Annotated in this window: 24 protein-coding genes; 18 read left to right on the forward strand and 6 right to left on the reverse strand. The window is 36.8% G+C overall.

Going from position 1 to position 24,347, the window contains the following annotated elements; genetic code table 11:
* The first annotated feature begins 36 nt into the window (after positions 1 to 36).
* From ACQ76T_RS06755 to ACQ76T_RS06770, 4 genes are read left to right on the forward strand one after another with little or no spacing between them, the layout of a single operon-like run.
* Positions 37 to 573 carry a YfiT family bacillithiol transferase gene (locus ACQ76T_RS06755; protein ID WP_431342556.1) on the forward strand — a complete coding sequence of 179 codons (537 nt, stop codon included), beginning with the start codon at positions 37 to 39 and terminating at the stop codon, positions 571 to 573.
* Entirely contained in the window at positions 567 to 1,028 is a 462-nt protein-coding gene (locus ACQ76T_RS06760; RefSeq protein ID WP_431342557.1) for a DUF1569 domain-containing protein, read from the forward strand. Before ACQ76T_RS06755 ends, ACQ76T_RS06760 begins: the two co-directional genes overlap by 7 nt.
* On the forward strand, positions 1,025 to 1,405 hold the full coding sequence (ytxJ, locus tag ACQ76T_RS06765) for a bacillithiol system redox-active protein YtxJ (RefSeq protein WP_431342558.1): 381 nt from the start codon (positions 1,025 to 1,027) through the stop codon (positions 1,403 to 1,405). The genes ACQ76T_RS06760 and ytxJ overlap by 4 nt, the downstream gene beginning before the upstream one ends.
* Complete coding sequence (locus ACQ76T_RS06770; protein WP_422692342.1) at positions 1,402 to 1,998, forward strand: Crp/Fnr family transcriptional regulator; 597 nt, start codon at positions 1,402 to 1,404, stop codon at positions 1,996 to 1,998. Before ytxJ ends, ACQ76T_RS06770 begins: the two co-directional genes overlap by 4 nt.
* An 85-nt stretch (positions 1,999 to 2,083) precedes the next feature.
* Here the strand turns inward: ACQ76T_RS06770 and ACQ76T_RS06775 are convergent, their stop codons facing one another.
* Positions 2,084 to 3,508, reverse strand: coding sequence for a PLP-dependent aminotransferase family protein (locus tag ACQ76T_RS06775; protein WP_431342559.1), 1,425 nt, complete (start codon positions 3,506 to 3,508; stop codon positions 2,084 to 2,086).
* Between the two features lie 92 nt (positions 3,509 to 3,600).
* Here ACQ76T_RS06775 and ACQ76T_RS06780 point away from each other — a divergent pair, with 92 nt between their 5' ends.
* The 5 genes from ACQ76T_RS06780 (at position 3,601) to ACQ76T_RS06800 (ending at position 6,905) form a co-directional block, all read left to right on the forward strand.
* On the forward strand, positions 3,601 to 4,485 hold the full coding sequence (locus tag ACQ76T_RS06780; protein WP_431342560.1) for a DMT family transporter: 885 nt from the start codon (positions 3,601 to 3,603) through the stop codon (positions 4,483 to 4,485).
* Between the two features lie 295 nt (positions 4,486 to 4,780).
* Entirely contained in the window at positions 4,781 to 5,392 is a 612-nt protein-coding gene (locus ACQ76T_RS06785) for a Crp/Fnr family transcriptional regulator (RefSeq protein WP_431342561.1), read from the forward strand.
* Positions 5,393 to 5,578: 186 nt separating this feature from the next.
* Positions 5,579 to 5,881: a hypothetical protein gene (locus ACQ76T_RS06790; protein ID WP_431342562.1), complete on the forward strand. Its 303-nt coding sequence runs from the start codon at positions 5,579 to 5,581 to the stop codon at positions 5,879 to 5,881.
* A 12-nt stretch (positions 5,882 to 5,893) separates the two neighbouring features.
* A complete protein-coding gene (locus ACQ76T_RS06795; RefSeq protein ID WP_431342563.1) occupies positions 5,894 to 6,277 on the forward strand; it encodes a hypothetical protein in 384 nt (127 codons plus the stop codon).
* A 127-nt stretch (positions 6,278 to 6,404) separates the two neighbouring features.
* Positions 6,405 to 6,905 carry a CinA family protein gene (locus ACQ76T_RS06800; protein WP_431342564.1) on the forward strand — a complete coding sequence of 167 codons (501 nt, stop codon included), beginning with the start codon at positions 6,405 to 6,407 and terminating at the stop codon, positions 6,903 to 6,905.
* A 119-nt stretch (positions 6,906 to 7,024) separates the two neighbouring features.
* On the opposite strand, the gene ACQ76T_RS06805 is transcribed toward ACQ76T_RS06800, so the two are convergent.
* Entirely contained in the window at positions 7,025 to 7,153 is a 129-nt protein-coding gene (locus ACQ76T_RS06805; protein WP_431342565.1) for a hypothetical protein, read from the reverse strand.
* Between the two features lie 142 nt (positions 7,154 to 7,295).
* Positions 7,296 to 7,448 carry a hypothetical protein gene (locus ACQ76T_RS06810; protein ID WP_431342566.1) on the reverse strand — a complete coding sequence of 51 codons (153 nt, stop codon included), beginning with the start codon at positions 7,446 to 7,448 and terminating at the stop codon, positions 7,296 to 7,298.
* Positions 7,449 to 7,865: 417 nt separating this feature from the next.
* On the opposite strand from ACQ76T_RS06810, the gene ACQ76T_RS06815 reads away from it, so the two are divergent.
* From ACQ76T_RS06815 to ACQ76T_RS06825, 3 genes are all read left to right on the forward strand, one after another.
* Entirely contained in the window at positions 7,866 to 9,002 is a 1,137-nt protein-coding gene (locus ACQ76T_RS06815) for an Atu1372/SO_1960 family protein (protein WP_431342567.1), read from the forward strand.
* A 303-nt stretch (positions 9,003 to 9,305) separates the two neighbouring features.
* Positions 9,306 to 11,114 carry a hypothetical protein gene (locus tag ACQ76T_RS06820; RefSeq protein WP_431342568.1) on the forward strand — a complete coding sequence of 603 codons (1,809 nt, stop codon included), beginning with the start codon at positions 9,306 to 9,308 and terminating at the stop codon, positions 11,112 to 11,114.
* Positions 11,115 to 11,301: 187 nt separating this feature from the next.
* Entirely contained in the window at positions 11,302 to 12,246 is a 945-nt protein-coding gene (locus ACQ76T_RS06825) for an aldo/keto reductase (RefSeq protein WP_431342569.1), read from the forward strand.
* Between the two features lie 81 nt (positions 12,247 to 12,327).
* Here the strand turns inward: ACQ76T_RS06825 and ACQ76T_RS06830 are convergent, their stop codons facing one another.
* A complete protein-coding gene (locus tag ACQ76T_RS06830; protein ID WP_431342570.1) occupies positions 12,328 to 14,175 on the reverse strand; it encodes a chloride channel protein in 1,848 nt (615 codons plus the stop codon).
* A 260-nt stretch (positions 14,176 to 14,435) separates the two neighbouring features.
* On the opposite strand from ACQ76T_RS06830, the gene ACQ76T_RS06835 reads away from it, so the two are divergent.
* From ACQ76T_RS06835 to ACQ76T_RS06860, 6 genes are all read left to right on the forward strand, one after another.
* Positions 14,436 to 15,113 carry a response regulator transcription factor gene (locus ACQ76T_RS06835; protein ID WP_431342571.1) on the forward strand — a complete coding sequence of 226 codons (678 nt, stop codon included), beginning with the start codon at positions 14,436 to 14,438 and terminating at the stop codon, positions 15,111 to 15,113.
* Positions 15,114 to 15,163: 50 nt separating this feature from the next.
* Positions 15,164 to 16,462: a sensor histidine kinase gene (locus tag ACQ76T_RS06840; RefSeq protein ID WP_431342572.1), complete on the forward strand. Its 1,299-nt coding sequence runs from the start codon at positions 15,164 to 15,166 to the stop codon at positions 16,460 to 16,462.
* Between the two features lie 84 nt (positions 16,463 to 16,546).
* Positions 16,547 to 17,581, forward strand: a complete 1,035-nt coding sequence (locus ACQ76T_RS06845; protein ID WP_431342573.1) for a sulfite exporter TauE/SafE family protein — start codon at positions 16,547 to 16,549, stop codon at positions 17,579 to 17,581.
* A 59-nt stretch (positions 17,582 to 17,640) separates the two neighbouring features.
* On the forward strand, positions 17,641 to 18,393 hold the full coding sequence (locus ACQ76T_RS06850) for a COG4705 family protein (RefSeq protein WP_431342574.1): 753 nt from the start codon (positions 17,641 to 17,643) through the stop codon (positions 18,391 to 18,393).
* 43 nt (positions 18,394 to 18,436) lie between these two features.
* Positions 18,437 to 20,854 (forward strand): TonB-dependent receptor domain-containing protein, encoded by a 2,418-nt coding sequence (locus tag ACQ76T_RS06855; protein WP_431342575.1) that lies wholly within the window; start codon positions 18,437 to 18,439, stop codon positions 20,852 to 20,854.
* Between the two features lie 34 nt (positions 20,855 to 20,888).
* On the forward strand, positions 20,889 to 21,689 hold the full coding sequence (locus tag ACQ76T_RS06860; RefSeq protein WP_431342576.1) for a phosphatase PAP2 family protein: 801 nt from the start codon (positions 20,889 to 20,891) through the stop codon (positions 21,687 to 21,689).
* Positions 21,690 to 21,751: 62 nt separating this feature from the next.
* Here the strand turns inward: ACQ76T_RS06860 and ACQ76T_RS06865 are convergent, their stop codons facing one another.
* Complete coding sequence (locus ACQ76T_RS06865; protein ID WP_431342577.1) at positions 21,752 to 22,555, reverse strand: SDR family oxidoreductase; 804 nt, start codon at positions 22,553 to 22,555, stop codon at positions 21,752 to 21,754.
* 31 nt (positions 22,556 to 22,586) lie between these two features.
* A complete protein-coding gene (locus ACQ76T_RS06870) occupies positions 22,587 to 24,251 on the reverse strand; it encodes an FAD-binding dehydrogenase (RefSeq protein ID WP_431342578.1) in 1,665 nt (554 codons plus the stop codon).
* Positions 24,252 to 24,347: the final 96 nt, after the last annotated feature.

A 24,347-nucleotide genomic window follows, 5' to 3' on the forward strand; every position in this document is an offset into this window, starting at 1 on the left:
GATCCTGGTAATATTTAAAAATTAAAACCCTGAATAATGAACGATTTAGAGAAAAAAAGATTTCCTATAGGGCCGTTTGAAGCTCCGGAAAATATCTGCGATACCACACTGGATACTTACATCAAAGTGATCAAAGATTTCCCCGGAAGGTTGAAAAATCTCATCGAACATTTTACGGATGATCAGCTGGATACTCCTTACAGAGAAGGCGGATGGACGGTAAGACAGGTTGTGAATCATCTTGCGGACAGTCATATCAACAGCTTTATCCGCTTTAAACTTGCCCTTACAGAAGATAATCCAACGATAAAACCTTATAATGAGGCACAATGGGCAGAACTTCAGGACAGTTATCATATGCCTGTAAAGCCGGCAATGCGTATGCTGAAAGGAACACATCAAAGATGGGTTACTCTTCTTAAAAGTCTTACCAATAAACAGTTTGAAAGAACATTCCAACATCCGGAGCACAACAGAAGCTATAATCTTAGAGAAAGTCTTGCCTTATATGTTTGGCATTGCAATCATCATTTTGCTCATATAGAAAATCTGAAGAAAGAAAAAGGTTGGTAAAGAAAAAACTGAATAACCCGATATATTACAGGGAAATTGTAGACAGAATTTCCCAACTTTCTGAAAATTCTCCAAAAAAATGGGGAAAAATGAATGTAAGTCAGATGCTTAGGCATTGTGATCTGGTGCTTCAGGTCGCTTTAAAAAAAATAGAACTTCCCCCCATCAACTTTATTTTTCAAACCATCGGGATCGTTACGAAAATAGAAATGTATGTTTTCAATAACGGAATTCCCAGAAATATGCCTACTTTTCGAAAACTAATCGTTAATTTTGAGTGTGATTTCGATGAATCAAAGACCAATCTACTGAAAACACTGGATGAATTCCGGGCAGCCTGTGATTATAAAAGCCTGCCTGACCATCATAGATTATTCGGGAACATGACTGAAAAAGACTGGCAATTTTTAGAATATAAACATCTTGATCATCATTTAAAACAATTTAATGTATGAGTTTTTTTGATAAAATATTCGGTGGGAACAATGAAAACCCCGATCAAAAATCTTTTTGGAAGAAGATAGAATCTGAGGAAGATCTGGTAAAAGCTATTGAAGAGTCTCACCATCATAAAATAGCAATATTCAAGCATTCTACAAGCTGTTTTATCAGCAGAACAGTTTTGAAAAATTTCGAAAGAGAGGTTGAAAATTCAAACCAGCCATTAGAACTATACTATCTGGATCTGCTGGCGTACAGACCGATTTCCAATAAGATTGCCAGTGATTTTGAGATAAGACACGAAAGTCCGCAACTGATCGTTATACAGGACGGAAAAGCAGTAAATAACGCTTCGCATCAAGACATTTCTTTAAGCCAGATTGTATCATGAAGAATATCAATAATTATTTAGCCAAAGTTTTAAACGTTCCGCTTCAAAGTGTGAATGCCTGCAGTCTGCATTACGAAGTAAAAAAGATCCCTAAAAATCAGTTTCTTTTGCAGTATGGAGAAATATGCAGACATATATTCTTTGTTGAAAGAGGGCTTTTAAAAATGTATTCTATCGATAAAAACGGGAAGGAACATATTATACAATTTGCTCCGGAAAGTTGGTTGATTTCTGACCGAAGCAGTCTTTATTTCAACGAAAAATCCAATTATTATATTGAGGCTGTTGAAGATTCAGAAGTCCTGTTTCTGCATCCCGACTTCTTCAACAAGCTGGTAGAACAATTCCCGAACAGTATTGAAAGAAGTGATTTTCTTCTTCAAAAGCACATCAGAAGCCTTCAGAACAGAATCAATTCTTTGCTTGGTGAAACGGCTGAAGAGAGATATATGAAATTCATTAAAATGTATCCGGATCTTCTTTTGCGCGTTCCACAATGGATGATTGCTTCTTATTTAGGAATCACTCCTGAAAGTTTAAGCCGCGTAAGAAAAGAACTCGCAAGAAAGAATTTTGTTCCGGATAATAAATAAAAAGCGGAAAAATTGAACAAATAAAGCTGGAAGTGATTATTGAAAGTAATGACTTCCAGCTTTCATTTTTAATATCAGAATCCTTTTAAGAAGTCTGATAAATCTTTTTAGCAAGTTGTCCTACCTGTCTCAGTTTTGTCTGGGTATCTTCCGACCAAGGGAGACCAATGCAAAGACGCATACAGTTTTCAAACTGCTCCTGAAAGGTAAACATTCTTCCGGGAGCAATGCTTATGTTCTGCTTAATAGCCAGATCGTAGAGTTCGGTAGTTCGGATTTTTTTATCAAATTCTATCCATAAAGAAAGACCTCCCTGAGGGCGACTGGTTTTAGTTCCTTCAGGAAAAGATTCAGCAATTGTCTGTACATAATTCTGATAATTACTTTGAAGTGTTTTGCGAAGCTGCAGAAGGTGTTTTTCGTATTTTCCGGATTTTAAAAAGTTGGCAACTGCTTCATTGACAATTGAGATGGAAGAAGTGGAATGCAGCAGTTTAAGTTTCAGTATTTTCTCTTTATATTTTCCGGGAGCAATCCAACCGACCCGGTAGCCAGGGGCCAATGTCTTCGATATTGAGCTGCAATACAGCACACTGCCGTCTTTATCAAAAGATTTGCAGCATTTTGGGCGGGAAGCTCCGAAATACAGATCTCCGTATACATCATCTTCAATCAAAGGGATATTATTTTCAGATAGTATTTTAACAACCTCTTTTTTGTTTTCATCAGGCATACAGCTTCCCAAAGGGGAGTTGAAGTTGGGAATCAACAGGCACAGATCAATTTTAGGGATCAGTTTTTTTAAAGCTTCTATTTCTATTCCTGTAGTGGGATGGGTGGGTAGTTCCAGAACTTTTAGTCCCATCCCATTGGCGAGCTGTAAAATTCCCGGATAACAGGGACTTTCAATAGCAATCGTGTCACCTGGTTTTCCTAATGCCATCAGACAGAAAGACAATGCATTCATTCCTCCATTGGTTGTCACGAGATCATCCTCTTTAAGGCCCCCTCCCCATTGAAGAGAGCGTACTGCGATCATTCTTCTAAGGGTAAGGTTTCCCTGAAGTTCTTCATACTCCGTTCCACCTTCCTTAAGGACACGGATAGCATTCACAATTTCTTTTTTAAGCTTGGCTTGGGGAAGAAGATCTCCAGAGGGAATTCCTATCGAAAAGAAAGTAAGATCTTTTCGTCCCATATTTTCATAAACCTTACTGATCAGTTCATCCGGTTCATCATTGTTGGCAATTAAAGACGGACGGCTTACCTCAGGAAGAGGGAGCTTTACAGATAATAACGGGCTTACAAAATATCCGGATTGGGGCTTCGACTCAACCATGGACATGGATTCAAGCTCCAGAAATACCCGTTTCGCGGTATTCATACTTACCTGATGTTCCTGACATAGCATTCTTACTGAAGGAAGCTTATCTCCAGCTTTTAACACTCCATTTCTGATCTGATTGGCAATGCCGTCAGCAATTTCTGTATATAAGAATTCTTTACTCATAATTTAAAACTGTGCTCATGCAAATATACAAAACTGATACTGTGTTTATCTATTTTTCCTTTCTAATTTTGAACCATACAAAAAATTAAAAAATGATGACAGATACAATTTCAAAAGATCAGGCGATAAGCGGATGGGTTAACGGATTCATTGGTGTTTTGCTTTTTAGTGGCTCAATGCCAGGTACAAAGCTGGCGGTAATGGAAATGGATCCTATATTTGTAACCATTGCAAGAGCTGTAATTGCGGGAATTCTTGCCCTTTCCGTACTGCTGATCTATAAAGAAAAACGTCCTGCTAAAAATCAGTTGTTTTCTCTGGTTCTAGTCTCTATAGGTTGTGTGATAGGATTTCCGCTGCTTTCCTCTTTGGCATTACAGTATCTCACCTCTGCCCATTCTATTGTATTTTTGGGAATGCTTCCTCTGGCTACCGCTATTTTCGGAGTGTTCCGTGGTGGAGAAAGGCCGCATCCTATATTTTGGTTTTTCTCGGTTATCGGAAGTCTTTTGGTGGTAGGTTATGCTTTTTCTCAAGGAATTTCAGTATCTCCTGTGGGAGATATTCTGATGCTTTTGGCTGTCGTTTTATGCGGATTGGGTTATGCTGAAGGCGCAAAACTTTCAAAAACATTAGGAGGATGGCAGGTGATTTCATGGGCATTGGTCATCTCTCTGCCGCTTATGCTTCCTCTTTTCTTTATTTATTTCCCCGAAAATCTGCAAGACGTTAGCTTTAAAGGGTGGTTTGGGTTAGGCTATATTTCTTTATTCAGCATGTTTATTGGTTTTATATTCTGGTATAAAGGATTGGCGCAGGGTGGCATTACAACAGTAGGACAACTTCAGTTGTTACAGCCTTTCTTTGGGTTGGCACTGGCTGCATATTTTCTTCAAGAGCAGGTAAGCATAGGAATGTTGGGAGTGACTGTAGGCGTCATTTTGTGTGTTGCAGGAACTAAAAAATTTGCCAAATAATACAAAACGTTCATCAAAAGGTGCAGAGCCTTCACCATATTTTTCAGAAAATGCATAGTTCTGAATAGCCGATTCCAGTTTGTTTTCATGATGAAAATAGCTGGAATTTTTTTTGAAATCATCAATATCCTCAATAATAGGTTTAATCGTTGGATTTTTACGAATAATATTCATAAACAGTTTCAAGGAAATAGAATTCGAAAATCAATTTAACTATTTTTAACATTTTTATCAATTTTTAAGGTTCAGTTTTTGTATAGGCATTAAAATCGACAAACACAACCACAATAAAATTATGAAAACGATAAGCTGTATGAATATTGACGAACATCTTCTGTACTCATTTGGTGCAGAAGATAAGACATACAAACCCAAAGAAACTATTTTTAAAGAAGGAGATCATACACTTTATTACTTCCAGATTGCCAAAGGAAAAGTTAAACTGAATAACTACAATGAAGACGGAAAAGAATTTATTCATAATATTCTGAAAAAGAATCAGAGTTTTGGAGATCCACTTCTTTTTCTGAAACATCCTTATCCCATGAATGCCGTTTGTATTGAAGCTTCTGAAATAATAAGGCTTCCCAAAAACAGTTTCCTTGAAATGCTCAAAGAAAATCCCGAGCTTTCTCTGGAAATGAATGCCTGCTTTTCTCAACAGGTGTATTACAAGCTGGTGATGATGCAAAGTTTAGCGTCACAAAATCCGGTTCAGCGTTTAAAAGGAATTTTGGATTATCTGAAAAGTTTCCATGAAGAAAGCTGTGGAAGTTTTCAAGTTGAATTTACAAGACAGGAATTGGCCAACCTTGTCGGGCTTCGGGTAGAAACTGTGATCCGTACACTAAAAAAAATGGAAAAAGAAGGCCAAATTAAGCTAGAAAATAGAAAAATATTCTATTAGCATCTTTTAATATGATCCAAGTCATAATAAAGTGAGCTATTCTGATGTAAATTTAAAACATTAATTTTAGTAAAAATAAAGGCCATCTTATCAACATATTATGCGTAAGGCTTTTATTCTGAATTTCCGGAGACAAGATCTTTTGCTAAGGTTTATCATACATCAGAAACTCAAATACAATGAGATATGGATTGCCAGAAGATCATTAAGAATTTAACGCATCAAGATTTTGTGAAAGTTCCCAATAAAGGGGATTGGTATGAAGCCGGAGCAGCCATTTATGCAAAAGAAATTAAAGAGAATATATTTCTGCTGTTTATCATTTTAAAAGATATACATATTGAAAATATTCAGGCTCTGATCGCTCATTTTGATTGTTTCAGCAGCATTGGAAATAAAGAACCGGAACAGATCATGTTCTATCTTTCCATTAAAGACAAAGATGATCTGCACTATTTTGAACATTATTTAAAAGCAACCAATAACTAATAACCTGGAAATATGATATTTGAAAATGAAACTTTACTGCATTCGGGATTGAATGATAAAAACAATGCCATTGAAAATGAATCTTTGTTTCCAGTTATTATCAATTCATACGGAGTGACTGCTTTTCTCATCAAATCTCTGGAAAAGATCAGGAACAATGCAAAATGTGAGATCCTGAAAAAAGTAATTAATGACAGTATCGATGAATACTTCCTTCATATCCGTGATTTTCACAGCCAAAATACAAGGGGAAATACAGATACTGAGGCAGAAGTAAGAATAGAAAGCCCTTCCTTCACTTTATATGCGAAAACAGCCTATTATAAAGTGAAAAAGGAGGAAGAATATATGAACAGATTTCTTGAACTACTGGAGAACAGCAAAAAGATTGATTAAAAGAAACACCCTTCACACCATCTTATAATATGAAATGAAAAAGCTGCAGTTTGATGCATTCAGCAGCTTTTTTTACCTTCATGATGCTGAAATCCCATTTTTAACCTATCACTTAAAATATTGTATTATGGATTTTCAAAAAAACCTTCTGGAATATATCAGTCAGTCTCTACTCAGTATCGATGAAACGATTTCCGTAGCGGAAAGTGTTACTTCAGGATGCTTACAGCTGGCTTTTTCACAGATGCCAAATGCCCAGCTATTTTATAAAGGAGGAATGACAACCTACAGTCTGCCGGAGAAAGTAAGATTATTAAAGGTAGACCAAAAAGAAGCCGAAGACTGCGATGCTGTATCAAAAAATATTGTTGAAACCATGGCTCTGCAGATTGCAACATTGTTTGAATCCGACTGGTCTATCGCCACAACTGGGTATTCTATCTCCAACAGAAGCTCGGCATATAAAGTGTATGCCTACTTCTCATTTTCTTATAAGGGAGAAATTATTCTCACCAAAAAATTGGAGCTGCATCCTAAAACCCAGGCTTTGAATGCTCAACTATATTATACCGAGTTTATTTTGGGTTGTTTTAAAAGTGAGCTCAACAGATTATTAATCTTAAAATAAATACAGTTCTATACGCTTTCGGCCTTATTCTTATGATGGCCCGGTTTGATGGTTTTTATCGCCGTAAAATAAGAATAAGTAAAGATTGAAAGGCTCTGATAACCTGTCTTATAGCAGGCTTAATTTAAAGTATATTGCCGGGTGTCAATCAGTTCTGTACTTTTTAAAATTCTGGTCAGCTGCAGGTATTTTTGTAATGTGATCCCTGTTTCATTTTTAAAGATGCGCTGCAGGCTTCTGACAGACATTTGGGCTTTTTCTGCCAAAGAATCAACATCCAGATTATATTTAAAATGAGTATTGATTTCTTGGATACAGGAATAAGTCTGATATCAGTTGACACAGGGATTTCCAATTCATTGCTTTCTTTACAGAAGTTGGGAAGACTCTTTAAAATCGCTTTAAAGAAAATACCCTGTTCATCATTTCTACAAAAGATTGGTTCCATTTTAAAGCATAAAGCAGCATTTCCCTGAGAATCGGAGGAGCGGCAAATACCTGAAGATTCTGATAAAATTCTTCTTCAAAAACTGATTTGAACAAAATACCATCAAATTTACCGTCTGTGTTTCTGAAGTTATTTTGTGAGCTTTATCAGAGGGTATCCATATGACATGCTGCTGCGGCACGAGATATATGAAAATATTGATAGCCATCTTCCACAAAAAGTAAGCTGGGCAAGGTGATGAATATGTTCGTAATCATCATGTTTCCAGTTTTTCTCGCACCATAGATTTGCTTCCTTTTCAATAGAGTCTACAAACTGGCTTTCTGTTGTTTCGGCTAAACCATATTTTATATTGTCGTTTAAGATATATTTTTTGGCAAATTTAATAAAAACGCCAATGCTAATTTTGTACTATCAAAGAAATAGATATTTTAATTCATCCACTTTGTATGAAAATATATGAAGAATGGAAAAATAAATGCCGGAAATAATAAACTTATATCTTATTAATAATGAAAAAATTATGTTCTTTTTTTATCTTAACTTTACTATTTAACACCATCAATATCATGGCACAAAACAAAGCTAAAGTATTGGTTCTCATTCAGTCTGATAATGGAGGAACCTACGAATTGGCTAAAGAAATAGCCAAAGGAATTGAAAGTGAAAACAACGCTGTTCCTTATATCAAATTGGTAAAGGAATCCCCCAATCCAATTCTTAAAAACCTACCAGTAGCTACCGTAGAAGAACTTACGGGTTATGATGGTATAGCTTTTGGTTCACCAGTTTATTTTGGGAATATAAGCACTGGGATGAGTGAGTTTTTATCAAAAACAGTTCAGCTTTGGACCAATCATGCATTGGAAGGCATTCCGGCTACCGTCTTCATGTCAGCTGGAAGCGGGGCAGGAAAGGAGCTTGCGCTACAGGCATTTTGGAACAGTCTTGCAGTGCACGGAATGGTTTTGGTTTCTAATGGAATACGTGGAACAGAAGATTTGAATAAATCGATTCCACAAGGTAATTCCGTGTTAGGAATTACAAGCATGGCTTCGTTAAAAGATGTGGAAAGACCTACCAAAGGAGAGCGCCAACTGGCAGAGCTACAAGGTAAAAACTTTGCAAAAGTAGCGTTGGCATTAAAAGATACTCATGCTAAAAAAACAATTCCTATGGTTGAAAATCATCAAAACTTCAATGAAATATTAAAGCAAAAAAATATTAGTCTTCCTCAGGTTCCAAAGCCTGCCGGGAATTATCAACCTTTTGTGCGCACAGGAAATCTGGTATTCATTAATCAGGTGGCATTAAAAGACGGTAAAATTTTTAATCCTGGAAAATTGGGAGTAGAAGTGAACGAACAGCAGGTTAAAGAAGCAACGAAAGTAACGATGCTTAATGTAATTGCTGTATTAAAAGACGCTGTGGGTGGAGATTTAAGTAAAGTAAAGCAATGTGTACAGCTTACAGGAATTTTCAATACAAAAGACGATTATACCAAGCATGCAGATCTTATGAACATTGCTTCGGATCTTACAGTGGATGTTTTTGGAAATAAAGGTAAACACGCAAGAGCAACATTGGGAGCAACATCTATTCCAGTAAATTCATCTGTTGAAATTCAGGCTATTTTTGAAGTGGAATAGTTACTGATAATATTATTTTCTACAAAACCCGCTGATCTTAACAGGTTGGCGGGTTTTTTATTGAGGATAGAATCTGAAAAAGATCTCCGGATTTTCTATACTCTCTGTAGATTAGAAAACCCGTTATCGCTTCAACAAAGAGAATATCGAAAGTACTTTTGGTTGTAAATGATGATATTTGGCATGTTTTCAATATTAAAAATGTTATTTAATGCATAATTCATTGTAAAATAATATATTTAAAGAGTGAATAGTTTTTAGAAGGATTTTTAGTGCATTAAGGAAAACTTTTATCGACAATATATGACAAAAAAACCTTTGCACAATTTCCATATTCCGGTAATGGGACTGGCGTATACAATAGACAGCCCCATCCGCGTTGCTCAATATGGAATCTCTTCCGTTATTTCTATTATTGATGATGAAATTCTGGAAAAAATGAAAAACTTTTATAATAAGAAATTTAATCTCGATTATTTAGGAATTTCAACAAAAACGGAAGACTACAGAGCCAAAAGAATTACAGCCTATCTGGATATGGTTGATGATATCGTGAACGAAAAATTTGAATCTTTCAAACAGGAAATCAGCAAAAATAAGGAGGCTTTGAAAGACTTTATGGCAATGTTGCCCAATACCTCAGATCTGAAGGACAGCCTTCAGAACTTTATGAATCAAACGGATAACTGGAGCTCAAATATTAAGAATTTCATTGAGTCTAACCTAAAGCCGGGAAGTATTGATGTAAATATCATGACGAAAGTAGATAAAGATAATTTTCAGAAAAATGAACAGCTTCCTGTAATGTACAATGATGCTCATGCTTCACTTCGCGGGTTTGCGATGAGTAAATTATCTTCTTCTATGGTTCTTTCTGCCGGAATGAACCCCCGTTTATACAGCTATATGGAAGAATTTGAAGACTTCTTCCCCAATGAAAACGGAATTATAAAAAAGAAAATCATCCTTAAAGTCAGTGACTTCCGTTCTGCAATGATCCAGGGAAATTTTTTAGCTAAAAAGGGACTTTGGGTTTCAGAATACAGAATAGAATCCGGGCTGAACTGTGGCGGTCATGCATTTGCTACCGAAGGAATGCTTTTGGGGCCTATTATGGAAGAATTTAAGCAGAAAAAAAACGATTTGATACAATCTGCTCATGCTTTAATGATTACGGCTTTGCAGCAGAAAGGAAAACCTGTTGTCTCTGAACCTTTAGAAATGAAAATTACCGTTCAGGGAGGAGTCGGAACGTCCGAAGAGCATGATTTTTTATTGGCGAATTATGATGTCGACAGTGTCGGATGGGGTTCTCCCTTTCTTTTAGTTCCTGAAGCGACTTCTGTAGATCCGGAAACGCGTAATCTTCTTTTACAATCCAAAGAAGAGGATCTTTATCTCAGCAATATTTCGCCTTTGGGTGTTCCTTTCAATACTGTAAAAGGGACTTCCAATGAAAGATTAAAGTATGAAAAAGAAGCAAAGGGTAGATATGGAAGTTCGTGTCCAAAGAAATTATTGGCTTTAAGTAAAGAATTTTCACAGGAAGGAACCTGTACGGCGTCTAAAAAATACCAGGAGATCAGATTGAAAGAGCTGTATGGCGAGCAATCATCTTTATCTCCGGAACAGTTTAATAAAAAGAAAGCAGAAATTACAGACAAAGCCTGCCTGTGCGTAGGATTGGTAAATGCGGCGTACATGGAACAGAATCTTGCGATAAAAGGAGAAAAACAAGGTGTTGTTATATGCCCGGGACCGAATATCGCTTTTTTTGATAAGGAAGTTTCTCTGTCGGAAATGGTACAGCATATTTATGGAAATGCCAATATTCTTTCTGATAATCAACGTCCGAATATGTTTATCAACGAACTTAAAATGTACATAGATTATCTGAAAAAGGAAATTACCAGTTCATCTGTTCAGATTACCAGTTCTCAATCTAAAAAATGGAACACTTTCAAAAATAATGTATTAGAAGGAATAGAATATTACCGTAATCTGTTTACAACATCTTCATTTTTCAAAAACGGATTACCAACGATAAACCTGCAGCTGCAGGAATATAAACTACTGCTTACAGCTCTTGAGATACCTCAGGCTGAAAAGTAGCCTTATTTTTTTATTGATAGATAAAACAGTCTTTCATTGGAAGGCTGTTTTTTTGTCTTTTTATTGAAAAAAAACGAGGAAAAATGGGGATTTTGATTTATAATAACTATAGACAGCATGGCTATTTTAAATCTTTTATTTGCCTCTATATTCCTTACCTTAGAGGTCACTTAGTAAAATTATTTTTATGGAAAAAAGAAAAATCAAAAATACGGACCTTGCCATAGCACCCATTAATTTTGGAGGAAATGTTTTTGGATGGACTTTGGACGAAAAGCAGTCCTTTGCTATATTGGATCGTTTTGCAGATGAAGGTTTTAATTTTATAGATACTGCAGATACCTATTCATGGTGGGTAAACGGAAAAGGCGGACAGTCTGAGGAAATCATCGGAAAGTGGATGAAAAACCGCTCCAACCGCAAAGATATTGTACTGGCCACCAAAGTAGGTTCTGAAACCAAAGAACATGGTTACGATATCAGCAAGAAGCATATTTTACAATCTGTGGATGAATCTCTGCAAAGACTTCAAACTGATCATATTGACATTTATTATACTCATTTTGATGATCATACCACTCCGGTAGAAGAAACCCTTTCTGCTTATGATGAGATTATTAAAGCTGGAAAAGTACGTTATATTGCAGCGTCTAACCTTTCTCCGGAACGTTTAAAGGCCTCATTTGAAGCATCGGAAAAGTATAACCTTCCTAAATATGTAGCATTACAGCCCCATTATAACCTGGTGGAAAGAGAAGGTTTTGAAAAAAATTATGCCCCTTTAGTAGAAGAATTTGATTTAAGCGTTTTTCCATATTGGTCGCTAGCAGCAGGATTCCTGACAGGAAAATACCGCACCGAAGCAGATTTTGCCAAAAGCACAAGGGGAGAAGGAGTGAGAAAATATTTGAATGATAAAGGAATTGCTGTATTAAAAGCGCTTGATCAGGTAGGTGAAAAGCATCAGGCTCCACAGAGTACGGTTGCTCTTGCATGGCTATTAGCCAATCCGCTGATCACAGCACCTATTGTAAGTGCAACCAGTGCATCACAACTTGATACGCTGTTCAATGCTCCCAAGTTGGTTTTAGATCAGGACGATATTGATCTGCTGAATAAAGTAAGCAATTAATTATATACCCCTCATTATTAGATTAAAAGAAATCCGTTCAAAACTGAACGGATTTTTTATTGATATGGTTAAAAAATGGTCTTAATCGGAGTATTCTTTAAGAAGCTGTCTGTAGCTCATCAGGATAGAAGATTTTGAGATAAACCCGATGAAATCATTATTTTCACTGACTACAGGAAGATTCCATACCCCTGTATCATCAAAAGTCTGAAGAATATCCAAAGGCTTATTTTCACGATGAAGAATAGCAGGCGGAGCTTTCATCACCTGGATAACTTTCTGTAAAGGATCAATCTCTTTATTGAAAAGATAAGGTCTGATATCATCCAGAGTAAGTACACCTTTTAGTTTTCGGTTTTCATCTATTACGGCAAAAATATTTTTATCTCCATTTTTTACCAATTCAAACAATTCTGTAATAGCGTCATTTTCATGGATCGTTTGCGAATATTTATCAATAAAATCTTCTGTTCTAAGAGCAAAAAGGAGGTTTTTATCATGTTTATTAGTGAATATTTTTCCTTCATCTGCTAAAGATTTAAGTTCAGGAGAGATAGGAGAGAACCACTTGGCAATAAGATAAGACATTACAGAAACAATCATTAGAGGAATAAAAAGATCATATCCGAAACTGGATTCTGCAATCAGAAATATAGCGGTAAGCGGGGCATACAAAACACCGCTCATGGCTCCTGCCATTCCAACCAGGACAAGATTGGTAACAGGAACATCGGTAAATCCAATATGCTGACATATTAAGGCAAACAAATATCCCAAAGTACCTCCCGCAAATAAAGACGGAGCAAAGTTTCCTCCATTTCCTCCACTAAAGATGGTAAATGACGTTGCAAAAGCTTTTAAAAGAAGAACAAGAACCAGAAATATAATGATGGTCCAGTCTCCGATCTCAAAATATCTGAAAAAGCTGTTTTCGATAATAGAATAAGTATTTCCATTCGTAAAAGCCTTTACTGTTTCATAGCCTTCCCCAAATAATGGAGGAAATAAAACGCATAATAATGAAAGAACAGCACCTCCAAACATCGCTTTACGTATTCTGGAAAGTTGGAGTCCTTTGATAAAATGTTCTACTTTTTGAGAGATAATGACAAAATATCGGGCATATAACCCTGTTACCAATCCCAAAATAAGGTAATAAGGTACATTTTTATAGTTAAAAGGATCTCTGGTGTAAAATCTGAAAAGTACGTCTTCCTGCAGCAAAATTCTGGATAAAAGGCTTCCGCAAACGGCCGCAACAACCAGAGGAATAAAATCAGTGAATACAACTCCGGTGAGTAGAATTTCAAAAGCAAACATGATCCCGGCAATAGGTGCATTAAATGCTGAAGCAATCCCGGCAGTGGCTCCCGCAGCTAAAAGCAGTGTTCGTTCTTTATAGCTAAGTCTGTAGGTTTGTGCATAGTTGGACCCAATGGCAGCTCCGGTAACGGCAATAGGACTTTCTAGCCCTGCAGATCCTCCTAAACCAACGGTAATAGCACTTTGAATAACCTGCGAATACATTTTTACAGACGCTACAATACTGGAATTTTGTGCAATTTCATATAAAATAGCCCCGATACCTTTTCTGTCCTGCCCTTTAAACAACGTCAGAACAATCATGGTTGTTAAAACGATTCCTAAGAAAGGAAAAACAATATAAAATAAAATCTGATACTCAAAATGGACTTTATTGGTAATAAAATAATGGATGTTGTGAACGAGTGTTTTCAGGATCACTCCGGCTAAACCAGCCGTACATCCCACGAGAATTCCGGAAAGAACAAGAAACTGGTTTCTGCTCAGACGATTGTTCAGCCAATGCAGAATAAGCTCATAACTGCGTGCTTTTTCCAAACCATATTTCTGGAAATCTCTTTTAAATTTAAGGAAGCTTAAGTACTTTTTTTTGTTGTGAATTTTCACCTGGGAAAAATTTTAATCCTGCTATCAGATTGATACAGTTCCGTAAATTTATGAAATATCTGACAGAATTACCAGTTAAGATATTTTTTAGACTCAAGAATTGTTGAATAATGTTCTCGCAATCAATGTTTATCACGGTATATATAAAGTTAAAATTTTTAATGATTAAAATAGTGAGAAACATTCATTTTATTTTTGTACATTCTATTCATGGATTAGGAATTCAAAATTTATTCAAAATTTAATGATAGTTTTATCGCATGAAAATTCTCATTATAGAAGACGAAACCGAACTGGCTAAAAGTATTTCCGAATATCTGTCGGAAGAAAGCTATCTCTGTGAGCTGGCCGGTACTTATACCGAAGCGATGAACAAAGTAGACACGTTTCAGTATGACTGTATCATATTGGACATTATGCTTCCTGATGGAAACGGTCTCAGGATTTTGGAAGAACTGAAGAAAAAGCAAAAGCAAGATGGAGTGATCATCATTTCAGCAAAAAATGCATTGGATGATAAGATTGAAGGTCTGAAATTGGGTGCTGATGATTATCTGACGAAGCCTTTTCATCTTTCGGAATTGATGGCCAGAGTGTATTCTATTATCCGAAGAAAGCAGTTCAGCAGTTCCAATGTAGTGACACAAAACGAGCTTCAGATCGATCTTCTGGCTAAAACTGTAGTGGTAAATCATGAAAATATTGCACTCACGAAGAAAGAATTTGATCTTCTGATCTATTTTATCGGAAATAAAAATAAAGTCATCTCAAAAAGTACTCTGGCTGAGCATCTTTCCGGTGATTTTGCTGATATGCTTGATAACCATGATTTTGTGTATGCTCATGTGAAGAATCTCAAAAAGAAACTTTATGATGCCGGCTCGCAGCACTACCTCAAAACGGTGTATGGTACAGGATATAAATGGGAAGTAGAATAATCGCACAATATAAAATAATCAAGTAAAACCTGAAAAATACTCTATCAATTTTGAAACCTCTACTCAGTAAAACCACAAAGCCTTTCCTCATCTACGTCCTTATTGTATTGACGATAAGTATTCCCGTATATTATTTTGTAGTGGATACCATCTGGAAAAACGAACTGGATGAACATAACCAGATTATTGTAGAGAAAACAGCTTATGAGTTTAATCAGTTAAAACTGTCTGATGCAGAGCTTGATAAAAGCCTTATTTTGTGGAATCATATTCAGCCTGAAACGAATATTGAGAAAATTCCGGCAGATAAAATAAAAGGAGATACGGTTTATACCTATGAAAAACACCTGCCTTTTATCTCAGAACAGAAAAAAGAGCGTTACCGATGTCTTCAGAAGGTTATTTATATTCAAAATAAACCCTATCTTTTTACAATACAAACCAATATTGAAGAATCTCACGAAACAATAGCAGTAATTGCTATGATTACCATATTTTTCTTTGTGATGATTGTAGTCGGACTGTTATATCTGAACAGAAAGCTGTCTGCTTCAATCTGGAAACCATTCCGGGACACTCTGGACCAATTAAAGACTTTTAAACTCAACCGTCAGTCTACCATTGTATTTCCCGTTTCTGATATTACAGAATTTGAGGAACTTAATCAGTCTCTCCAAAAATTGATTGAGCACAATGTCTCAGTCTATAAAAACCAGAAAGAGTTTACTGAAAATGCTTCTCACGAATTGCAGACTCCTCTTGCCATTATCAAAAACAAACTGGATCTTCTGCTTCAGGATCAGGATCTTACCGAAAAGCAATATAGAATTGCTGAACAGATCAACCGGGCGTTAACAAGAAGTTCAAGAATCAATAAAAACCTTCTGTTACTTGCTAAAATAGACAATAATCAGTTTGATAATTCTGAAATAATATCATTTGATCAGCTTCTTCATCAAAGTATCGAAATTCTACAGGAGCATGTTGAACAGAAAAATATTTCCGTGCAGAAAAATATCTCTTCCGATGTGAAACTCAGTGGAAACAGCAGTCTTACAGAAATTATGATCAATAATCTTATTGTAAATGCGATCAGGCATACTGCTCCCGAGGGTTCTATTGGAATACGTTTAACGGAATCTGCTTTTGAAGTTTCCAATTCCGGTATAGAAAAGCTGAATGAGGATTTATTATTTAAAAGATTTTCAAAACTGTCTACAGACAGCAATGGCAGCGGCCTGGGGCTTCCTATTATTCAGGAAATAGCTAAGTTTCATCAATGGATGGTCAGCTACAGGTTTGAAAACGGACATCATATTTTTACTGTTAATTTATCGTTAAAAAAATAGCAGGGTCCGAGAATTCTAAATTTCTTCTAAATCGGATTGCACCTTTGTATTGAAAATATACTGAAGTGTAAATTTTATTTAGAAATGATTGTAAAAATTGCCCTTTTATTCGCAGGAACAATACTTGCATTTTGGATCAGCGCTATTTGTGGAGGCGGTGCAAGTCTGATTTTGATCCCTATTCTTAATCTGTTGCTTCCTACCTCTTTGGTTCCTTTCTCCTTAACGATCGGTACCTTTACAAGTTCTGCCTCACGCATTGCTGTGTTTAAAAAACATATCAACTGGAAAATATTTCTGTGGTTTGTGCCATTTTCCATTCCGGCCGTTTTACTTGGAGCTTATCTTATTAAATATGTAAACCCCAATTATCTGCAGCTAATGGTAGCTTTCTTTCTGATCGCCAATCTGCCGCAGCTTTTTGCCTCAAAGAATAAAAAAGAAGACCCGGAGAAACCTTATCCTACGTCGGCTCTGGCACTCATTGGCTTTTCAGCAGGTTTTATTTCAGGAATTACAGGAGCTGTCGGGCTTCTTTTTAATCGGTTTTATTTAAAATTCGGACTTAAAAAAGAGGAAATTGTAGCAACGCGTGCGGCTAACGAAGTTTTTCTTCACCTGATCAAACTTATCATTTATATATCCTTAGGATTATATTCCAATATGGCATTATGGCTGGGAATTGCTATTGCGGTAGGTGCGGTTGTATCTTCTTATACAGTACAATATATTCTTCCGCATCTCAGCGAAAATCTGTTCAGAAAAATAGGGTATGGGGCAATGGTTGTTTCCGGGATTACTTTAATGACCACTACTTCCGGTAAAATTATCCAGCAGGATCAGATTACAATTCGTACATCGTCTGAGGAAAATAAAAATGTATATGCAATGTCCTGGAGAGATACGCGAGTGGTGCTGGAATATAAAGCCGACAAAGGCATTGAGCTTGAAAAAAGTATACAACCTGAAGATTTATCAGGAAACCTCAAAGAGATGTATCATCATCTCATGGAACATTATGATGATGTACATATTGAGAAAGTATATGCTTTAGGTAAAAAGACCACTCATGAATTCTATTGTTACAAAAATAATATACTGACCAAATTTAAAGCCTGATCATTTTATAAGGATTTAAATGTCATGTGAACAGAAAATTTAATGTAAAGCTTATCAAGATGAAAACACTCAATAAAGTAGCGTCTGTAACTCTTCTTTTCTGGCTGATGAAAATTGTGGCCACAACCTTGGGAGAGACTTTGGGAGATTTTATTTCCATGACACTTAATCTGGGATATACCATGGGAATCTTGGTTACCTTACTGTTTTTCATTCTGATCTTATCCGTACAGCTCAACCTCAAAAGGTATATTCCGGATGTGTACTGGCTGGTGATTATAGGAACAACGACTTTAGGAACTGAAATCTCAGATTTCATCGACAGAACATTAAAAGCGGGGTATTTCGCAGGCAGCCTGATCTTACTTTCCGGACTGTTGCTATCCCTGTTCTTTTGGTATAAAAAATATAAGAACCTTGAGGTGTATCCAATTTTTGAACGAAATAAAGAATTGTATTACTGGACAGCCATATTATTTTCCAATAGTCTGGGAACGGCATTCGGAGATTTTCTGAGTGATAACCTGGGACTTGGCTATTTAACCGGAGCCTGCATTACAGGACTTATTATTATCGTGGTGGTTATGCTGCATTATTTCACAAAAATCAATCATGTGATGTTGTTTTGGATTGCTTTTGTTTTCACAAGACCTTTTGGAGCTACTTTCGGAGATCTTTTAACAAAACCACTGGCAAAAGGCGGCCTGGATCTGGGAACCTTGAATGCCTCACTGATATCATTGGCTTTAATGATTCTGATGATTATTATTTCACAAAGAAAACACAACAAAGAGATGTCTTTAAAAAGCTGACCAATAATAAACACAATTCTTTTTAGGAACAAAAAATTAGATTATGAATAAAACTACGCTGTTAATTTTTCCCACAATGGTTATTTCTTCAATGGCTGCTGCGCAAATGAGCTCAGTAACTGTTTCAGGCAGAATTCTCAACAAAGAGAAAGCTTCGCTGCCTTATGTCAATATTATTTTAAAAAGGGAAAAAGACAGCGCGTTTGTAGCCGGAACCATTACCAATGAAGAAGGAAGATTTTCGATGACCGGAATACGGCCGGATCATTATCTTCTTGAAACTTCTGTTACAGGATACACTACACAAGTACAGCCTGTTTTTATAGGAAGTCTTTCAGAGTTTCTGGAAATTCCGATCATCGAACTGGAGCAGAAACCGGATCTCGAAAATAAAATTGAAGAAGTCACCCTTACCGCTTCTAAAAAAGCCGAAATAGGCAATCAGCTTGATAAAAAAACATATTCGGTGGCAGATAATATCAGCCAAAGCGGAGGATCTGTACTTCAAAGTATGCAAAATCTACCGGGGATTACCGTACAGGACGGAAAAGTTCAGCTGCGGGGGAACGATAAGGTTACGATTCTTATTGATGGCAGACAAACGGCAATGACCGGGTTCGGAAGCCAGACTGGTCTGGATAATATTCCTTCCTCTTCCATAGATAAAATTGAAATCATCAACAATCCTTCTTCAAAATATGATGCCAATGGAAATGCAGGAATCATCAACATTATTATGAAAAAGAATAAGAAAAACGGATGGAACGGTAAAGCGGGCTTCACTGCCGGACTTGGGTCTCTTTGGGTAAGAAAAGAAAACCTGCCAACCATTCGCCCTCAATATACGATGACTCCAAAAATCAATCCCTCACTTTCTCTTAACTATAGAAAAAATAAAGTCAATATTTTCCTGCAGGCAGATAACCTGTATACGCAAACGCTAAATAAAAACGAATTTGTTACCCGTACTTATGACAATGGAACGGTAATCAATTCACAGCTGAAGAGAAACAGAAACACCAACTTCCTCACTACCAAAGCAGGAATAGACTGGAATATTGATGATCAAAATACATTAACGGTTTCCGGAATGTATGGCAGTGAGAAAATTATAGACCGCGGAGATCAGCCTTTTTTCAATGGAGATGGTTCTCAGCGCCTTCGCCTGTGGCAGTTTTTAGAAGATGAACTGAAAACAACGGTAATGGGTACAGCTTCTTATCAGCATAAATTTAAGGAAGCCGGGCATTTGTTGAACGTAGGATTTAATTACACTTTCCATCGCGAGGATGAAAAATACTTCTATGATAATTATTTACCCACAACTACGGGAACAGATGCTTTTAAATTATTATCTGACGAGCAGGTGTATGATTTTAATATCGATTATATCAAACCATTAAAATACGGAAGAATTGAAACCGGAATTAAGCTGAGAAATAGAAATATCCCAACTAATATGAATTTTATGCCCGGAATGAATTCTGTGCTGGATGTTTCTGCAGGAGGAAAAGCCGATTATAAAGAATTTATTCCTGCCGTGTATGGAAATTATGTTTTTGAAAACGAAAAGTGGGAAGCAGAATTGGGACTAAGGCTTGAATATGTAAAAATTCAGTACGATGTAAATCCCAACCATCCTACTTATAAAAGTGATGGCTACAATTATACACAGCCATTTCCCAATTTCAGACTGGCTTATAAGGTAAATGATCACCATAAATTCTCGGTTTTTTATAACAGAAGGGTAGATCGTCCCAATGAAGTTGATATCAGAATTTTCCCAAAGTATGATGACGCTGAAATCATTAAAGTAGGTAATCCCGCATTGAGGCCTCAATTTACCAACTCCCTGGAACTTGGGTATAAGTATAACTGGGATAATGGATATTTGTATTCTGCTCTTTATCATCGTTTTGCCAATGGAACCATTACCAGAATTTCAAGTATTGTTCCGAACAGTACTTTGATCTATGCTATATTTCAGAATGCCGGAAAAAGCTACAATACAGGTGTTGAAGCCATATGGAACCAAAAAGTTTCTGATATATACTCTTTCAACATCAATGGAAACCTCTACAGAAATCAAATTGATGCATTCTCGGTATTGAATCTTTATCCTTCACCCAATACATTTTCTGCAGATCAGCAGTCTGCCATTTCAGGGAATTTGAAGATGAATAACATTTTTCATTTTACAAAAGGTCTGGATGCACAATTAACAGCCGTGTATCTGGCTCCTGATGTTATTCCACAAGGAAGAATACAATCAAGGTTTTCGATTGATGTAGGAGTGAAAAAATCAATCCAGAAAGGAAAAGGAGAGGTGTTTCTGAATGCTTCCGATCTTCTGAACACAATGGTCATTAAGAAAAAGATTCAGGGTGTTGGGTTTGCTTACACCAGCAATGATTATTACGAAACTCAGGTCATAAGGCTGGGCTACAGCTATAAATTTTGATACAGAATTTAAAACTCTATAAATGTGATTTAGGATGAAAAAGCACTTTCAAAAAAAACTGATGTATGGCGCTGTTTTACTCACAGCTTTCAGCAACGTTAATGCTCAGAATACCAATGATACAATAGCGGTTCAGGAAAAAAAACAGGACAGTATCGTAAGTATTCAACCCAGCAGACTGAATTATAAAAGTCTCATTATTCCCACTGTGTTTATCGGATACGGGATTGCAGGATTATCGATGAATAATCTGAAACAGCTTAATATATCTACCAAAACGGAAATCAACGAACATCAGCCCGGTCGTACCAACCTGGATAATTATACCCAGTATGCTCCTGCGGTGATGGTATATGGTTTTAATGCGCTTGGGATAAAGGGAAAGCACAATTTGAGAGACCGAACCATTATTTATGCTTCTTCTCAGCTGATTTCAGCCGCATTCACCATGCCATTGAAGTATCTGGTGAAGGAAGAAAGACCGGACCGCTCCAATACATTGTCTTTTCCATCAGGACACTCTGCTACAGCATTTTCTTCCGCACAATTTATGTTTAGAGAATATAAGGATACCAATATATGGCTGAGCCTTTCCGGATATCCTTTTGCCATTTTCACAGGAGTATACAGAATGCTGAATGACAAGCACTGGTTGGGAGATGTGGTCGCAGGAGCCGGATTTGGAATACTTTCTACGGAGTTAGCCTACTGGCTTTTTCCTAAAATAGATCATATACTTCGTGGTAAAAAAACGAAAAATACACTATCCTCCACAATGGTAATGCCTTTTTACCAGGACAAAACAGTGGGAATAGGATTGGTAAAGAATTTTTAAAAACCTGAAAGTCTTTTTATACGGGAATTTCATTCTTTTAACAGAGTGGAATTCCTGTTTTGTTATACGACCTTCGCCTTTCGAACTACCTTTGCCAATATTCCGGGAAAAAATCGTTTCAGATAAACAGCCAATACTTCTTTTCCTCCAATAGCTTGTTGGTTTTTCTTTTTTTCAATCGCATGAAGCATTTTCTTGGCAAAAATGTCTACAGGCATCCCATTATTGGTAGCGTCATCCATTGTTCCTTGTTTGGAACCATCTCCGGTGACTGCATTGATGGAAATATCCGTCTGTATAAAACCAGGACAAATAATGGTGATGCGTATTTTCTGATCATATAATTCTGCCCGCAATGCATCAAAAAAACCATGCAAAGCGTGTTTTGCAGCGGCATAACCACTGCGCATTGGAGCTCCAAATATTCCCATAAGGCTGGAAACTACGGCAATCTGTCCGCTACCATTGCTAATCATATAGGGAAGTACAGCTTTTGTAAGAGCTGCCGTTCCTATAAAATCTATATCCATAAGACGTTTATCTACTTCTATATCCGTTTCTAGGGCTAAAGAACGTTGAGATAAACCGGCATTATTAATAAGGAGATCTATTCTCCCAAATTTTTCTATGGCTTTGGAAACCACATCGGGCATATTTTTGTAATCCATCAAATCTAGAGGAATTACCGCATAGCGATTGGTAGGAAGACCTGCTTTTTCAGCAACAGCATGTAAAAGATCTTCCTTTCTCGAGGAAAGAATAATTTGGGCATTGGTATTCAGAGCCAGATTTTTTACCAGGGCTTCTCCAATTCCTGATGAAGCACCGGTAATCCAAATCACTTTGTTGTTAAAATAATGTTTCATGGTTTTTTTACCTGTATTTTTAATGAAGGTATTATAAACCTGCAATATATTTTCCTGCTTTCATTCCTGAAAAAATGCATCCGCCTAAGAATGTTCCTTCCAGGGCACGATAGCCATGCATTCCGCCACCTCCAAATCCAGCGACTTCTCCGGCAGCGTAAAGACCTTCGATGATACTTTCATCTTCCTTTAGAACCTGTCCGTTTAGATTGGTTTTAATTCCGCCTAATGTTTTTCTGGTGAGAATATTAAGACGTACAGCGATCAACGGTCCATTTTCGGGGGATAATATCTTATGGGGAGCCGCCACACGGCCAAGTTTATCTCCCAGATAGTTTCGGGTATTTCTAATGTAATTCACCTGTGTATCTTTCGAAAATTTATGATCCAATTCTCTGTCTCTTGCTTCTATCTGAGACTTTATGTGGTCATAATGTAAAAGATGATCTCCGGATAATGTATTCATTTTATCTACCAGATCTTTCAGATTGTCGGATACAATGAAATCCTTACCATGTACTTTGAACGCTTCTACAGGTCCTGGGGCTTTTTTTCCAAAAATTCGTTTCAGGAAAAGTGAATAATCTTTATTGGTAATATCGGGGTTCTGCTCCGAACCTGACAAAGCAAATTCTTTCTTAATAATTTTCTGAGTAAGAATAAACCATGAATAAGAAAAACCTGTCTCCTGAATATATTTCAAGGTTCCTAATGTATCAAAACCGGGAAGAAAAGGAGCTGGAAGACGGTTCCCTTTAGCATCAAACCAAAGAGACGAAGGACCCGGCAAAATCCGGATTCCATGATTGGGCCATATGGGGTTCCAGTTTTGTAAACCTTCTGTGTAATGCCACATTCGGTCGCGGTTGATAATGTCTGCACCTGCACTCTCTGCAATACCGATCATTTTTCCGTCTACATACGCAGGAACACCGCAAACCATATTTTCGGGGGCTTTTCCCAATCTTTCCGGCCAGTTTTTTCTTACGAGTTCGTGATTGGCACCAATTCCTCCGGAAGCAATGATAATATTTGGAACATTATATTCGAATTGAGAGATCACATTTCTGTTGGTTGCGACACCTCTTTCTTTTTTATCATTTTCCAGAATATCGCCTTTCAAACCTTTTATTTTACCATTTTCAATAATAAGATCAGTAACTCTATGCCTGAATTTCATTTGAAGCAATCCTTTTTCTTTAGCCTGATAGGCTTTTTCAACAAAAGGTTTTATAACACCTGTTCCAGTTCCCCAACTCACATGAAAACGAGGTACAGAATTCCCATGACCTGTTGCCGATCCATCACCACGCTCAGCCCAACCTACCATAAACATCAATTTGATCCCAAGTTTGGAGATATAATCATATTTCTCGCCTGCGGCAAATTGCAGATAAGCTTCCGCCCATTGACGAGGCCAATAATCTTCTTTACGGTCAAATCCTGCAGTTCCTTGCCAATCCTGTAAAGCCAGTTCATAGGAATCCTTGATGCCCATGCGCCGTTGTTGTGGCGAATTGATCAGAAAAAGGCCTCCAAATGACCAGAATGCCTGCCCACCCATATTTTCCTCCGTTTCCTGATCTAATAAAAGTACTTTTTTCCCGGCATTGGTTATTTCCATTGCAGCAGTGAGCCCTGCCAATCCTGTTCCTATGATGATGACATCAGGCTGGAATGTTTCTTCCTTATTCATAAGGTATTTTTATTGAATAATACTTCATATAAAAGTATAAAATTATTCCATAACGAACTGAAAAATCATGAAAGGAAAAAGGTTGCGTATATTGTT

Source organism: Chryseobacterium sp. JK1 (genome assembly GCF_050632815.1).
Lineage (GTDB): Bacteria > Bacteroidota > Bacteroidia > Flavobacteriales > Weeksellaceae > Chryseobacterium.